The following is a 13,577-nucleotide window of genomic DNA, read 5'->3' as shown; positions in this document are numbered from 1 at the left end:
GAGGCCGGCCATGCTGATCAGTATCCTGACCGAGCTGGGCCCGTGGAACTGGGTGCTCCTGGGCTTCGTCCTCCTGGCGCTGGAGATATTGATCCCCGGCGTCTTCCTGCTGTGGATCGGGATTGCCGCCATCCTCACCGGTGCGCTGTCGCTCCAGCTCTGGAGCATGGCTTTCTGGAGCTGGCAGATACAGGTGCTCGTCTTCCTCGCCCTGTCGCTCGCTTCGGCCTATTCCGGCAAGAGGCTGATGGATGCGAGACGGGGGGAGGAAACCGACCAGCCTCTGCTCAACCAGCGGGCCAAGCAGCTCGTCGGCCGCACCGCAGCCCTTGAGGAGCCTATCACCGAAGGCCGCGGCCGCATTCGCTTAGGCGATACCCTCTGGCGCGTCTCAGGCCCCGACCTGCCGGCCGGCACGAGGGTGCGCGTGGTGGCTGCGAAGGGCGGTGAACTGCAGGTGGAGGCGATTCAGGCTTAGCGCCGTGCGTCCATTCGGACGCTACACAAGGACGCTCTAGCATTTTGAATCTACGCATCGTGCCTTCCGAAAACCGACTCCGGTTTTCGAGCCGATGCGCTAGGCTACACCGAGGCGCAGCAGGTCGTGGAAATGCACGATGCCGACCGGGCGCTCGTCCTCCGTCACGACCAGGGCGCTGATGTTGTGCTCGTTGAGGATGGCCATGGCCTGGCTTGCCAGCGTCTCCGGCCGCACGGTTTTCGGCTTGGTCGTCATGATGTCGTCGACGACGAGGCCGGCCATGTTGCGGTGGAGATTGCGGGCGAGGTCGCCGTCGGTGATAATCCCGGCCAGCCGTCCCCCATCCCCGACGACGCACACACAGCCGAGCCGCTTGTTCGAAAGCGTCATCACCGCGTCCTGCATTTTCGTGCCCGGCAGAACGACGGGGATATCCTCGCCCCGGCGCATGATGTCGCCGACATGGGTCAGGTTGGCGCCGAGCTGGCCGCCGGGATGGAAGGTACGGAAGTGATCGGCGGTGAAGCCGCGTGCTTCGAGCAGCGCCAAGGCGAGCGCGTCGCCGATGACGAGCTGCATGAGCGTCGAGGTTGTAGGCGCCAGGCCGTGCGGGCAGGCCTCGGGCACGCGCGGCAGGAGGAGCGTCACGCTCGCCTCGCTCGCCAATGCCGAGCTCTGCCGCGAGGTGGTGGCGATCAGCGGGATCGAGAAGCGCCGTGCGTAGGCGACGATGCCCTTCAATTCCGCGGTCTCGCCCGACCAGGACATGGCGAGGATGGCGTCGTCGCGCGTGATCATGCCAAGGTCGCCGTGATTCGCCTCCGCTGGATGCACGAAATAGGCGGGCGTGCCAGTGGAGGCGAGCGTAGCGGCGATCTTGGAGCCGATATGGCCGCTCTTGCCGACACCGGTGACGATAACGCGGCCGGATATCCGCGACACCAGCTCGACAGCTTCGGCAAAAGGCTCTGAAAGCCCGTCGTCCAGCGCCTCCGCCAGGGCGGCAAGGGCGGTCTGGTCCGCTGCCAGCGTGCGCATGGCCGAGGCGATGGCGCCCTTGGCGTCGGCCTTTTCGTTCTCTCTGGTCAACATGAGGGTGCGCTTAGCGCTTTCCTCGCGCCATGTCTATTGTTGTTGCGACGAAGAGCGCTCATCCGCCCGCTCTCAACCTTGCATTAACCAACACCTTTTACCGTTTAGTTACCCTAGCGCGGTGTGCGCCGCAGGATGTCGGGTGGGCAATGTCGCGTATTCGCTTCAACGGAAAGTTCAAAGGACTGCGCCTCGTCTGTGCGGCGGGCGCGCTGATGACTGCCTTTCCGGCCACCGGCCAGGAGGGGAGCTTGCGCGGCACGGTCGGCGATACGTACATGGATTCCACCCTCCGGGCCGGGCGCGGCATGGAGGCGGCTGAGACGCCTCGTACCCAATACCGGCCGACGAGTGCCGGCGCACTGCCCGACAGCGCCGACGAGGACGGCACGCTCTTTCCCGGTACCGGCTCCCTCACCGCAGAGGATCCATTCCCGCCTCTCGATCGGCCGGCCTCGACACGTGGATCCGCCACAGCGGCTGAAAATGAAAACCGCGCCGAGGAAGCCGCCGCGCCAAGTCAGGAAGCGGAGCCCGCCGAGCAGTTGGACGACCTAGCGACCGGTACAGCCCGCGTCGGCACGATCGATGCGACCGAAGGCATCCGTCCCCTGCCGTTGCGCACCAACGAACGGGTAGAGCCTATCGAGGGCCGCGCGCGTCGTACACCGGAGGACGATCCCTACGCGCCGCTCGGCCTGCGCATCGGCACATTTACGGTGGTGCCAACCCTTGAACAGGGCCTGACCTGGACCACGAACGCCGACAGCAGCCCAGGCGGCGAGGAAGCGCTCCTTTCCGAGACGACGTTGCGGCTCAACGCCGTCTCGGGCTGGTCGCGCCACCGCGCGGTGTTGAACGGCTACGGGACCTACCGCAAATCCGTTTCCGGCGACGATGTGTCGGAGTTCGAAGGCGGGGCGGACGCGGCACTCGAACTTGATCTCCGCGGTGACCTTTCCGCCCGCGCCGCCCTCGCCTACGCGGCCCGGCGCGAATCGGCCTCCTCGCCGGTCGCCATCGCCGGCGTTGTCCGGCAGCCCTTGCGCCACACGATCGACGGTTCCCTTGGCGTGGAAAAGGCGGTCGGCAAGCTCCGCCTGAGGGTCACGGGCGAAGTCTCGCGCAACCAGTACGGGGACGCGCGGCTCGACAACGGCGACACGCTCTCCCAAAGCGACCGCAACTCCACCCTGGCGCTGGTCAGGCTGCGCGGCGGCTATGAGCTTTCGCCGGCGCTGATCCCCTTCCTCGAGGTAGAGGCTGGCCGCCGCTTCTATGACGAAGAGCGCGACAGCGCCGGCTATGCCCGCTCCGCCACGCGGCTTGGCGCGCGCGCCGGCCTTTCGCTCGACATATCCGAGAAGCTTTCGGGCGAGGTCTCCGCCGGCTGGGTGGCCGAGGACTTCGAGGATGACCGGCTCGACACGGTCTCCGGCCTGGCGCTAGCGGCCGCGCTCAACTGGTCGCCCATGCGCGGCACCAATGTGAGGCTGGACGGCTCGACTACCGTGGAAGGCTCGACGGACGCCGGCGACAGCGGCTCGCTGCTTTACTCCGGCACGCTGCGGCTGGAACGCCAAATGCGCTCCAATCTTACCGGCGATGTCGCCCTCGGCGCGGCGTGGCGCGACTACTCCGGCGGCGGCCACGACCTGATCCTGAGCGGCGAGGCGAGCCTGACCTGGTGGCTCAACCGCTACGCCGGCCTCACCGGCCGCGCCCGCCATGAACGCCAGAAAAGCAACCTGCCCGGCCGCGACTATGAGGCGACCAGCATCTTCATGGGCATGACGCTGCAGCGGTGAGGTGTTCCTCTCTGGATAGGGGGACGGCCGCAGACACCAGAGTGCAGTGTCAGGAAATTCGTGTTGGCTTTAGCATGAAACGTCGGCGCGCGGTCTCGGCCACCCCCACCCGACCCCGCCGGCAAGCCGGTGGGCCCACCCTCCCCTCAAGGGGGAGGGAAAGCTAGTCCTCGCCGAAGATCTCCTGCATCAGCCGCTTCACGCGCGACCGCATCTCCTCGCGTTGCAGGGCGAAGGCGAGGTTGGCTTCGACGAAACCTTCCGGCGAGCCACAGTCGAACGTACGTCCCTTGTAAATATACGCGTAAAAAGGCTGTTTCGCGTGCAGCCGCAGCATGGCGTCGGTGATCTGGATCTCGCCGCCGGCGCCGGTCTCCTGATTTTCCAGGAGCGAGAAGATCTCCGGCTGCAGGATGTAGCGGCCGTTGATGAAGAAGTTGGACGGCGCGTCTTCCGGCTTCGGTTTTTCCACCATGACGGTGATCTCGAAGCCCGTATGAGTCTCCTTGCCACGCCCGACGATGCCGTATTTATGCGTCTCTGACGGATCGCACTCCTCCACCGCCAGCACATTGCCGCCGGTCTCTTCGTAAAGTGCAACCATCTCCTTGAGGCAGCCCCGCTCCGACTGCATGATCATGTCGGGCAGAAGCAGCGCGAAGGGCTCCTCGCCCACAAGCTCGCGCGCACACCAAACCGCGTGCCCCAGCCCCAGAGGCTCCTGCTGGCGCGTATAGCTCATCTCGCCCGGCTGCGGCTGCATCGCCTTCAGGCGCTCCAGGACATCGGTCTTGCCGCGCCGCGAAAGGGTGTCGTAAAGTTCTACCTGCACATCGAAGTGATCTTCGAGGGCCGTCTTGTTGCGCCCGGTCACGAAGATGAAATGCTCGATGCCGGCCTCGCGCGCCTCCTCCACCACGTACTGGATGACGGGCCTGTCCACCACCGGAAGCATTTCCTTCGGTATCGCCTTGGTGGCGGGCAGGAAGCGGGTTCCGAGGCCTGCGACGGGAAATACAGCTTTGCGTATCCTCTTCATCCGGCAAATCCCTCAATATCTTGACGTCCGGCAACCATCGGACAATGCTGGAGCGGGGTTGATCGTTCCTGGGTCGAAAAGGTGAATTCTATGTACCTCGCCCCGCTTCGGCCCGGTTATATGGTAAACCCTTTCCTAACCGCAATCGGCGATAAAGACGGCTTGGTTGTTCCGATGGAGGTTGGAATGTTTGCAAAGAGAGCCGCCGGTGGCCTCACCGCAGCCACGTTTTTCATGGCCGCCGTCCTCGTTGCGTTCACCGCCGGGCCGGCGCTTGCCGATGCCGGGTTCCAGCGCTGGGTCGCTGAATTCCGCAATGTCGCCATTCAAAACGGCATTTCGGGTGCCACCTATGACAGGGCCTTCAGCGGCATCACGGCGCCCGATCCGGAGGTTCTGGAAAAGGCACGGTATCAGCCCGAGTTCCGGTCCGAGGCATGGGAATATTTCGACAACCGCCTGCAGGAACGGACGATCCGGACCGGCCAGCAGCTTGCCCGCCAGTGGAAGCCCTGGCTCGACCGGATCGAAAGCCAGTTCGGCGTCAGCCGGCACATCCTTTTGGCCATCTGGTCGATCGAATCCAACTATGGCGAGGCGCTGAAGAACGACCGCGTCATGCGCAGCCTGCCGCGCTCGCTTGCCACCCTCGCCTATGCCGACAGTCGGCGGGCGAAGTTCGCCCGAAGCCAGCTCATCGCCGCACTTCAGATCGTCGAGCGCGGCGACATCTCCGCCAACCAGCTCACCAGCTCCTGGGCCGGCGCAATGGGACACACCCAGTTCATCCCCACCAGCTATCAGGCCTATGCGGTCGACATGGACGGCGACGGCCGGCGCGACATCTGGAACTCGGTGCCCGATGCGCTGGCAACGGCGGCAAACCTCCTGCGCAAGAACGGCTGGCAGAGCGGAGAGACCTGGGGCTATGAGGTGGTTCTGCCGGGAGGCCGCAAGTTCCCGGCCGGCACGATGTCGCTCAGCCGCTGGGCCGGAATCGGCGTCGTGCGCGCCAACGGCAAGCCATTCCCGCGCCCCTCCGACAATGCGGAGCTGAAGGTGCCCGACGGCCGTGCCGGCCCCGCCTTTTTGATGACGAAGAACTTTTTCGTCATCAAGCGCTACAACAACTCCGACAAATACGCCCTTGCAGTCGGGCTCCTGGCCGACCAGATCGCCGGCTACAGCGGCCTGGTGCGGGATTGGAACCGCCCCTTCGAGCGGCTGTCCGGCGAGGAGACGGAGGAGTTGCAGAAGCGCCTCGGCGCGCTCGGCTATTACGAAGGCCCGATCGACGGTAAGATCGGCTCCGGCTCGCGCAGCGCCATCAAGGCGTTTCAGGAGCGCATGGGCCTCGCGCAGGACGGGCATCCGAGCAAGGAAGTGCTGAAAAGGCTGCGAGGTAGGTAGGAGAAAGCTCGATGGCGGCAGGCACGTGCACGGCTTCCCGCTTCCCGCGGCTGGTGCTGGTTATTGTCTGCCTTGCCGTCTTCTTCACCGCCCTGCCCTCCTTCCAGGATGGCGCATTCGCCCAGGAAGTGATCCGCAGGCGCGGGATCTTCGATCTTCTGTTCGGCCCGCCACGGCGGGAGCAACTGCCTCCGGCGCGCCAACCACAGCGCACATATCCGCAGCCGCCCGGCGCCATCCCCCAACGAAGGGCACCACCCGCCGCCACACGGCGACAGCCCACTCGCGCGGCGCCTGCGCCAGCCCCTGAGCCGGCGATCGAAAAGCTGCAGAACGCCCGCGTCGTTCTTGTGGTCGGCGATTTCCTCGCCAGTGGACTGGCCGAGGGGCTCGAAGCGGCCTACGCGGAATCGCCAGGCGTACGCATCATCGATCGCAGCAACGGCTCCTCCGGCTTCGTGCGCGACGACTACTACGACTGGAACAGCGAGATCATTCCGATCCTGGAGGAGGTGCAACCGGACGTGATGGTCGTCATGATCGGCTCCAACGACCGACAGCAGCTTGTCGTGAACGGCCAGCGCGAGAGTCCGCAGAGTGAACAGTGGCTGGAGGAGTATACACGCCGGGTGACGGCTTTCGCCGGGGCGGTTGAAACCGCGGATGTGCCCCTCATCTGGACCGGGCTCCCGCCATTCAAATCCTCATCCATGTCATCGGACATGCTGGCCTTCAACGACATCCACAGCCGAGCGGCGGAGGCCGCCGGCGGCACTTTCGTCGACATCTGGGAAGGTTTCGTGGACGAGAATGGCGCCTTCGTCTTCACCGGGCCGGACATGAACGGGCAGCCGGTGCGCCTGCGCGGCAGCGACGGTATCAACCTGACGCGGCCCGCCAAGCGCAAGGTCGCCTTCTATGTGGAGAAGCCGCTGGGCAAGCTGCTGGGCGGCGCCGTCGCACCCGGCATCGAACAGCTCGATATCGAGAACCTGCCCGAACCGGGGGTTGCACTGGGTGAGCCGGCCGACAGCGGCCGCACCGCTCCGATCTCGCTCGCCGGCCCCGATCTTGGCAGCGGCACGGAACTGCTCGGCGCCACGTCCACGGCCGCACCGGATCGCCCGGCACCGGAGGCCCAGCCCGGCCGCGCCGATAACTTCTCGCTGCGCCGGCAACGCGAGGCGCCGGTGGTAGAGACCGACGAGGAGACGACGACGGCTGTCGAGCCCTAAATGCCGGAGTGCGCTAACGCGGCAGCACCGTGCTCCCCATCAGGAATTCGTCGATGGCGCGCGCCGCCTGGCGGCCCTCACGGATGGCCCAGACCACCAGTGACTGGCCGCGCCGCACGTCGCCGGCGGCGAAGAAACGGTCGATCGTGGTGCGGTAGTCCTTATCGTCCGCCGCCACGTTGGTGGAGTTGCGTCGATCGACGTCGATCGCCAGCTTGTCGCTCATTTCGCCGAGCACGCCCGTTTCGACCGGTCCGGCAAAGCCGATGGCGATGAAGGCGAGGTCGGCCTTGATGATGAACTCCGTGCCGGCGATGGGCTTGCGCCGCTCGTCCACCTCGCAGCACTTGACACCGATCAGCTCCCCGTCCTCGCCGACGAATTCAAGCGTGGCGACCTGAAACTCCCGTTGCGCGCCCTCCGCCTGGCTGGAGGAGGTGCGCATTTTCGTCGCCCAATAGGGCCACACGGCGAGCTTGTCTTCCTTCTCGGGCGGCTTGGGGCGGATGTCGAGCTGGGTGACGCGCACCGCGCCCTGGCGAAAGGCCGTACCGACGCAATCCGACGCCGTATCGCCGCCGCCCACCACCACGACATGCTTGCCGCCAGCAAGAATCGGCTCGGATGGCCAGGCGACGGACTGGATGTCCTCACCGCCGATGCGCCGGTTCTGCTGCACCAGATAGGGCATGGCGTCGTGCACGCCGTCGAGCTCGACGCCGGGAATACCCGCCGGGCGCGGCGTTTCCGAACCGCCGCAGTAGAGCACGGCGTCATGCTCGGCCAGAAGCTCGGCCACGGGCTTGTCCACGCCGACATTGACGCCGCAATGGAAGGTCACACCCTCGCCCTGCATCTGCTCTACGCGGCGATCGATATAGTGCTTCTCGATCTTGAAGTCGGGTATGCCGTAGCGCATCAGCCCGCCAGGCCGGCTCTCGCGCTCGTAGACATGCACGTCGTGGCCGGCGCGGCCGAGCTGCTGGGCCGCCGCCATGCCGGCAGGCCCCGAGCCGATGACGGCCACCCGCTTGCCCGTCTTCTTGTCCGCCGGCTGCGGGCGTACATAGCCGAACTCATACGCCTTATCGCCGATCGCCTGCTCGACGGTCTTGATGGCGACGGGGACGTCCTCAAGGTTCAGTGTGCAGGCTTCCTCGCAGGGTGCCGGGCAGATGCGGCCCGTCCACTCCGGGAAATTGTTGGTGGAGTGGAGATTGCGGATCGCCGTCTCCCAATCACCGCGATAGACGAGGTCGTTCCAGTCCGGGATCTGGTTGTGCACGGGACAGCCCATCGGCCCATGGCAGAAGGGAATGCCGCAATCCATGCAGCGCGCGGCCTGTTTCTCGACCTCCTTGTCCGACATCGGCAGCGTGAACTCGCGGAAATGCCGAATCCGGTCTGACGCCGGCTGATACTTGTTCTCCTGCCGGTCGATCTCAAGAAAGCCTGTAACCTTGCCCATACTCATTCCTTGTTCCTGACGGCCCGTTCAGGCCCGCAGCCAGTTTCAAAGTGCCGGGGAATTACTCCGCCGCCAGCCCCATGCGCATGCGCTCCATTTCCTCAAGTGCCCGGCGGTACTCGACGGGCATCACCTTGCGGAACTTCGGCCGGTAGTCCGCCCAGTTGTCGAGGATCACCCGCGCCCGCTCCGAACCCGTATAGCGGTAGTGATTGGAGATCAGGTGCGCGAGGCGCTCCTCGTCGTGACGGGTCATGTCGCCCGACACGTCGACGCGGCCCATATGGGCGATGTCGCCGCCGTGGTGGTGCAGCTTCTCGAGGATCTCGTCCTCCTCCGGCACCGGCTCCAGCTCGACCATGGCCATGTTGCAGCGCTCGGAGAAATCACCTTCCTCGTCGAGCACATAGGCCACGCCGCCCGACATGCCGGCCGCGAAGTTGCGCCCCGTCTGGCCGAGCACGACCACCGCGCCGCCGGTCATGTATTCGCAGCCGTGGTCGCCCACGCCTTCCACGACCGCCACCGCGCCCGAGTTGCGCACGGCGAAGCGCTCGCCCGCCACGCCACGGAAATAGCACTCGCCCTCGATGGCGCCGTAGAGCACGGTGTTGCCGACGATGATGGAGCGCTCCGGTACGATGGCGGATTTGGCGGAAGGCCGAATGACGATGCGTCCGCCCGACAGCCCCTTGCCGACATAGTCGTTGGCATCGCCCTCGAGCTCGAAGGAGATGCCGCGCGCCAGGAACGCGCCGAAGGACTGGCCCGCCGTGCCGGTAAACCGCACGGAAATGGTGTCGTCCTTCAGGCCCTTGTGGCCGTAGCGCTTGGCCACCTCGCCCGACAGCATGGCGCCCGTGGTGCGGTCGATATTGCAGATATCGGTTTTGAACTCGATCCTCTCCTTGCGCTCCAGCGCCGGTTGGCTTGCCGCGATCAGCTTGCGATCGAGGACATCCTCGATCGGATGCTTCTGCCGTTCGGTCCAACGCGTCGCTTCGCGCGGCGCCTCGGGCTTGAAGAAGACGCGGGAGAAATCGAGCCCCTTAGCCTTCCAATGGTCGATCATCGCCCGCTTCTCCAGACGGTCGGACTGGCCGATGATATCGTCGAGCCTGGTGAAGCCCATCTCCGCCAGAAGCGCACGCACTTCCTCGGCGATGTAGAAGAAGTAGTTGATGACGTGCTCGGGCGTGCCCTTGAAGCGCTTGCGGAGCACCGGATCCTGCGTGGCGACGCCCACCGGACAGGTGTTGAGGTGGCACTTGCGCATCATGATACAGCCGGCTGCGATGAGCGGCGCAGTGGAGAAGCCGAACTCGTCGGCTCCCAGAAGCGCACCGACGATCACGTCACGCCCCGTGCGCAGACCGCCGTCGACCTGCAGCGCAACGCGCGAGCGCAGGCCGTTCAACACCAAGGTCTGGTGCGTCTCGGCGAGACCCATCTCCCAGGGGCTGCCCGCATGCTTGATGGAGGTGAGCGGCGAGGCACCCGTGCCGCCGTCATAGCCGGCGATGGTGATATGGTCGGCGCGCGCCTTGGCAACGCCCGCCGCCACCGTGCCGACGCCGACTTCCGAGACGAGCTTGACGGAAACGTCGCCCGACGGGTTGACGTTCTTCAGGTCGAAGATGAGCTGCGCCAGGTCCTCGATGGAATAGATATCGTGGTGCGGCGGCGGCGAGATGAGCCCCACGCCGGGCGTCGAATGGCGCACCTTGGCGATGGTCGCATCCACCTTGTGACCGGGCAGCTGGCCGCCCTCACCGGGCTTGGCACCCTGGGCCACCTTGATCTGCATCATGTCTGAATTGACGAGATACTCGGTGGTCACGCCGAAGCGGCCGCTCGCCACCTGCTTGATGGCCGAGCGCTCCGGATTCATCGTGCCGTCGGGCAACGGCAGGAAGCGATCGGCCTCCTCGCCACCTTCGCCGGTGTTGGACTTGCCGCCGATGGCGTTCATGGCGCGCGCCAGCGTGACATGCGCCTCGCGGCTGATGGCGCCGAAGGAGATGGCGCCGGTGGAGAAACGCTTGACGATCTCGACGGCCGGCTCGACGTCCTCGACGGATATGGGCTTGCGTCCTGTGTTCTTGGCGGTCTTGATCTCGAACAAGCCGCGAATGGTCTTGGCCCTGGCCGTCTCGCCATTGATGAGTTCAGCGAACTCCTGATAGTTCTCCCACGACTTCTTGCGCACGGCGTGCTGCAGCGTGGCCACGGCATCGGGCGACCAGGCGTGCTCCTCGCCGCGGATGCGGTAGTTGTACTCGCCCCCCACGTCCAGGAAGTTGCGAAGCACCGGGTCGTCGCTGAAGGCGGCCGCATGGCGGGAGACCGTCTCCGCCGCAATCTCCTCCAGCCCCACGCCCTCGATCGTCGTGGCGGTACCGGTGAAATAGCGCTCCACGAAGTCCGACCTCAGCCCGACCGCGTCGAAGATCTGCGCGCCGCAATAGGACTGGTAAGTGGAGATGCCCATCTTGGACATCACCTTGAGAATGCCCTTGCCGATGGACTTGATATAGCGCTTCACCACCTCGTTCGGGTCCACCTCGGGCGGGAACTCGCCCTTGGCATGCATGTCGAGCAGCGTGTCGAAGGCGAGGTAGGGGTTGATGGCCTCTGCGCCATAGCCGGCAAGGCAGCAGAAATGATGCACCTCGCGCGGCTCACCCGATTCCACGACGAGGCCGACGGAGGTCCTGAGACCCTTGCGGATCAGGTGATGGTGCACTGCCGCGGTCGCGAGCAATATCGGGATGGCCACCCGATCCGGCCCAATCTGCCGATCCGACAGGATGATGATGTTGTAGCCGCCGGCCACCGCCGCTTCCGCCCGGTCGCACAGCCGGTCGAGCGCGCCGATCATGCCGGTCGCGCCTTCGATTGCCGAATAGGTGACGTCGAGCGTCTTGGTGTCGAACCGGTCCTCGGTGTGGCCGATCGAGCGGATCTTCTCCAGATCCCCGTTGGTCAGGATCGGCTGGCGCACCTCCAGCCGCTTCCGCCGCGAGCTGCCGACAAGGTCGAAGATGTTCGGGCGCGGACCAATGAAAGAGACAAGGCTCATCACCAGTTCCTCGCGGATCGGATCGATCGGCGGGTTGGTGACCTGGGCGAAGTTCTGCTTGAAATAAGTGTAGAGCAGCTTCGACTTGTCCGACATTGCCGAGATTGGCGTGTCGGTGCCCATGGAGCCGATGCCCTCCTGGCCGGTCGTGGCCATGGGCGGCATCAGCATGCGCACGTCTTCCTGCGTATAGCCGAAGGCCTGCTGCCGGTCGAGCTGCGAGACATCCTGCCTGAGCTCGCGCGGCGCCACGGGCTTCAGCTCCTCCAGTATGAGCTGCGTGTTGTTCAGCCATTCGCGGAAGGGATGCTTGGTGGCGATCTGCGCCTTCAGCTCATCATCGGAGATGATGCGCCCTTCATCGAGGTCGAGGAGCAGCATGCGGCCGGGCTGCAGCCGCCACTTCTCCACGATGTGCTCCTCCGGCACCGTCAGCGCGCCGGCCTCCGATGCCATGATGACACGGTCATCGTCGGTGACGAGGTAGCGCGCGGGGCGCAAGCCATTGCGGTCGAGCGTGGCGCCGATCTGCCGCCCGTCGGTGAAAGCCACTGCCGCCGGCCCGTCCCACGGCTCCATCAGGGCTGCGTGATATTCGTAAAACGCCTGCCGCTCCGGGCTCATCAGCTTGTTGCCGGCCCAGGCTTCCGGGATGAGCATCATCATGGCGTGCACCATCGGGTAGCCGCCCTGATTGAGGAACTCCAGTGCGTTGTCGAAACACGCCGTATCCGACTGGCCTTCATAGGAGATTGGCCAGAGCTTGGAGATGTCGTTCCCGAACAGCTCTGAATCGACCGACGCCTGGCGCGCCGCCATCCAGTTGACATTGCCGCGCAGCGTGTTGATCTCGCCGTTGTGGGCGACCATGCGGTAGGGGTGCGCCAGCTTCCAGGAGGGGAAGGTGTTGGTCGAAAAGCGCTGGTGCACGAGCGCCAGCGCCGATTCGAAGCGCGCGTCTTTCAGATCCTTGTAGTAGGCGCCAAGCTGGTAGGCCAGGAACATGCCCTTGTAGACGATGGTGCGCGCCGACAAGGAGACGATGTAGAAGCCGTTGTCGCGCCCGTCCGTCTCTTCATGGATGCGGCCGGAAACCACCTTGCGCAGGATGTAGAGCCGCCGCTCGAAATCCTCTTCGTCAACAATGCTCGGGCCGCGCCCGATGAAGACCTGGCGGTGCACCGGCTCGGAGGCGACGATCTCAGGCGCCTTGGAAAGGCAGGAATTGTCTACCGGCACGTCGCGGAAGCCGAGCAGCACCTGCCCCTCGGCGCGCGTCACTTCGGCGATGATCCCTTCGATATGGGCCCTGCGTTCGGCATCCTGGGGCATGAACAGATGGCCGACACCGTAGCTGCCGGCCTCCGGCAGCTCGATGCCCTCTCTCGCCATTTCCTCGCGGAAGAAGCTGTCGGGGATCTGCACCAGCATGCCGGCGCCGTCGCCTACCAGCGGGTCCGCACCCACCGCGCCGCGATGCGTCAGGTTCTCCAGCATCGCCAGGCCATCTTCGATGATGGAGTGCGACTTGGCACCCTTCATGTGCGCGACGAAGCCGACGCCGCACGAATCGTGCTCATTGCGCGGGTCGTAGAGGCCGCGTGCGGAAGGCAGGCCAGCAGGAAATGAAGCGCGTTTGGCGGCAGCCGTCCGGGTCCGTACGGCGGGCGCCTGCCCGGTCGGTACAGATGGCGTCATGTCCGTCATCGCTTCATCCTCCGCGTTCGGCCCCTCCGGGGCGTCGGGTCTGTTTCGAGCGGCCCTCTGATCGACGGCGCATCTCGGTCGGTCGGTCGGCATATCTTACGAAAAGCCGGAAGAACGCTTTACCGTCTCCCACGGTACGCTTCTTCTAGTAGGCGATGCGCCAGGATTCCCACCCCGGGCCCCGCCATATCCGCGCATTCTTCTGGTGCCTTAATGCCGCCATTATAGCGCAAACCGGCCCGCGAACAGCGGATA

8 protein-coding genes are annotated in these 13,577 nt (G+C 65.3%); 4 read left to right on the top strand and 4 right to left on the bottom strand.

Going from position 1 to position 13,577, the window contains the following annotated elements; all coding sequences use genetic code 11:
• Window positions 1-10: 10 nt before the first annotated feature.
• Entirely contained in the window at window positions 11-478 is a 468-nt protein-coding gene (locus N5A92_RS21095) for an NfeD family protein (RefSeq protein WP_260906079.1), read from the top strand.
• A 99-nt stretch (window positions 479-577) separates the two neighbouring features.
• Here N5A92_RS21095 and N5A92_RS21090 read toward each other — a convergent pair whose 3' ends face one another.
• On the bottom strand, window positions 578-1,573 hold the full coding sequence (locus tag N5A92_RS21090) for a KpsF/GutQ family sugar-phosphate isomerase (protein ID WP_260906078.1): 996 nt from the start codon (window positions 1,571-1,573) through the stop codon (window positions 578-580).
• 149 nt (window positions 1,574-1,722) lie between these two features.
• On the opposite strand from N5A92_RS21090, the gene N5A92_RS21085 reads away from it, so the two are divergent.
• Window positions 1,723-3,381, top strand: coding sequence for an outer membrane beta-barrel protein (locus tag N5A92_RS21085; protein WP_260906077.1), 1,659 nt, complete (start codon window positions 1,723-1,725; stop codon window positions 3,379-3,381).
• A gap of 163 nt (window positions 3,382-3,544) precedes the next feature.
• Here the strand turns inward: N5A92_RS21085 and galU are convergent, their stop codons facing one another.
• The gene (galU, locus tag N5A92_RS21080) at window positions 3,545-4,420 is read right to left on the bottom strand and encodes a UTP--glucose-1-phosphate uridylyltransferase GalU (RefSeq protein ID WP_260906076.1); all 876 of its coding nucleotides are present in this window, start codon (window positions 4,418-4,420) and stop codon (window positions 3,545-3,547) included.
• A 186-nt stretch (window positions 4,421-4,606) separates the two neighbouring features.
• Between galU and N5A92_RS21075 the strand changes: the two genes are divergently transcribed.
• Complete coding sequence (locus N5A92_RS21075; protein WP_425248623.1) at window positions 4,607-5,830, top strand: lytic murein transglycosylase; 1,224 nt, start codon at window positions 4,607-4,609, stop codon at window positions 5,828-5,830.
• Between the two features lie 11 nt (window positions 5,831-5,841).
• Window positions 5,842-7,065 carry an SGNH/GDSL hydrolase family protein gene (locus N5A92_RS21070; protein WP_260906075.1) on the top strand — a complete coding sequence of 408 codons (1,224 nt, stop codon included), beginning with the start codon at window positions 5,842-5,844 and terminating at the stop codon, window positions 7,063-7,065.
• Between the two features lie 13 nt (window positions 7,066-7,078).
• Here N5A92_RS21070 and N5A92_RS21065 read toward each other — a convergent pair whose 3' ends face one another.
• Both N5A92_RS21065 and gltB read right to left on the bottom strand, forming a co-directional pair.
• Window positions 7,079-8,533 carry a glutamate synthase subunit beta gene (locus tag N5A92_RS21065; protein WP_260906333.1) on the bottom strand — a complete coding sequence of 485 codons (1,455 nt, stop codon included), beginning with the start codon at window positions 8,531-8,533 and terminating at the stop codon, window positions 7,079-7,081.
• A 61-nt stretch (window positions 8,534-8,594) separates the two neighbouring features.
• Window positions 8,595-13,322, bottom strand: a complete 4,728-nt coding sequence (gene gltB / locus N5A92_RS21060) for a glutamate synthase large subunit (protein ID WP_260906073.1) — start codon at window positions 13,320-13,322, stop codon at window positions 8,595-8,597.
• Window positions 13,323-13,577 lie beyond the last annotated feature (255 nt).

This window comes from Chelativorans salis, from assembly GCF_025336525.1.
GTDB classification, from domain to species: domain Bacteria; phylum Pseudomonadota; class Alphaproteobacteria; order Rhizobiales; family Rhizobiaceae; genus Chelativorans; species Chelativorans salis.
Note: the sequence above shows the minus strand (reverse complement) of the source record. Positions and strands in the feature narration are given on the sequence as shown.

What these genes read in the sequence shown, in the direction of transcription:
- N5A92_RS21085 (WP_260906077.1), top strand. Translation starts at nt 1,723, where the DNA reads ATGTCGCGTATTCGCTTCAACGGAAAGTTCAAAGGACTGCGCCTCGTC.
- N5A92_RS21095 (WP_260906079.1), top strand. Translation starts at nt 11, where the DNA reads ATGCTGATCAGTATCCTGACCGAGCTGGGCCCGTGGAACTGGGTGCTC.
- N5A92_RS21065 (WP_260906333.1), bottom strand. Translation starts at nt 8,533, where the DNA reads ATGGGCAAGGTTACAGGCTTTCTTGAGATCGACCGGCAGGAGAACAAG.
- galU (WP_260906076.1), bottom strand. Translation starts at nt 4,420, where the DNA reads ATGAAGAGGATACGCAAAGCTGTATTTCCCGTCGCAGGCCTCGGAACC.
- N5A92_RS21090 (WP_260906078.1), bottom strand. Translation starts at nt 1,573, where the DNA reads ATGTTGACCAGAGAGAACGAAAAGGCCGACGCCAAGGGCGCCATCGCC.
- N5A92_RS21075 (WP_425248623.1), top strand. Translation starts at nt 4,607, where the DNA reads ATGTTTGCAAAGAGAGCCGCCGGTGGCCTCACCGCAGCCACGTTTTTC.
- gltB (WP_260906073.1), bottom strand. Translation starts at nt 13,322, where the DNA reads ATGACGGACATGACGCCATCTGTACCGACCGGGCAGGCGCCCGCCGTA.
- N5A92_RS21070 (WP_260906075.1), top strand. Translation starts at nt 5,842, where the DNA reads ATGGCGGCAGGCACGTGCACGGCTTCCCGCTTCCCGCGGCTGGTGCTG.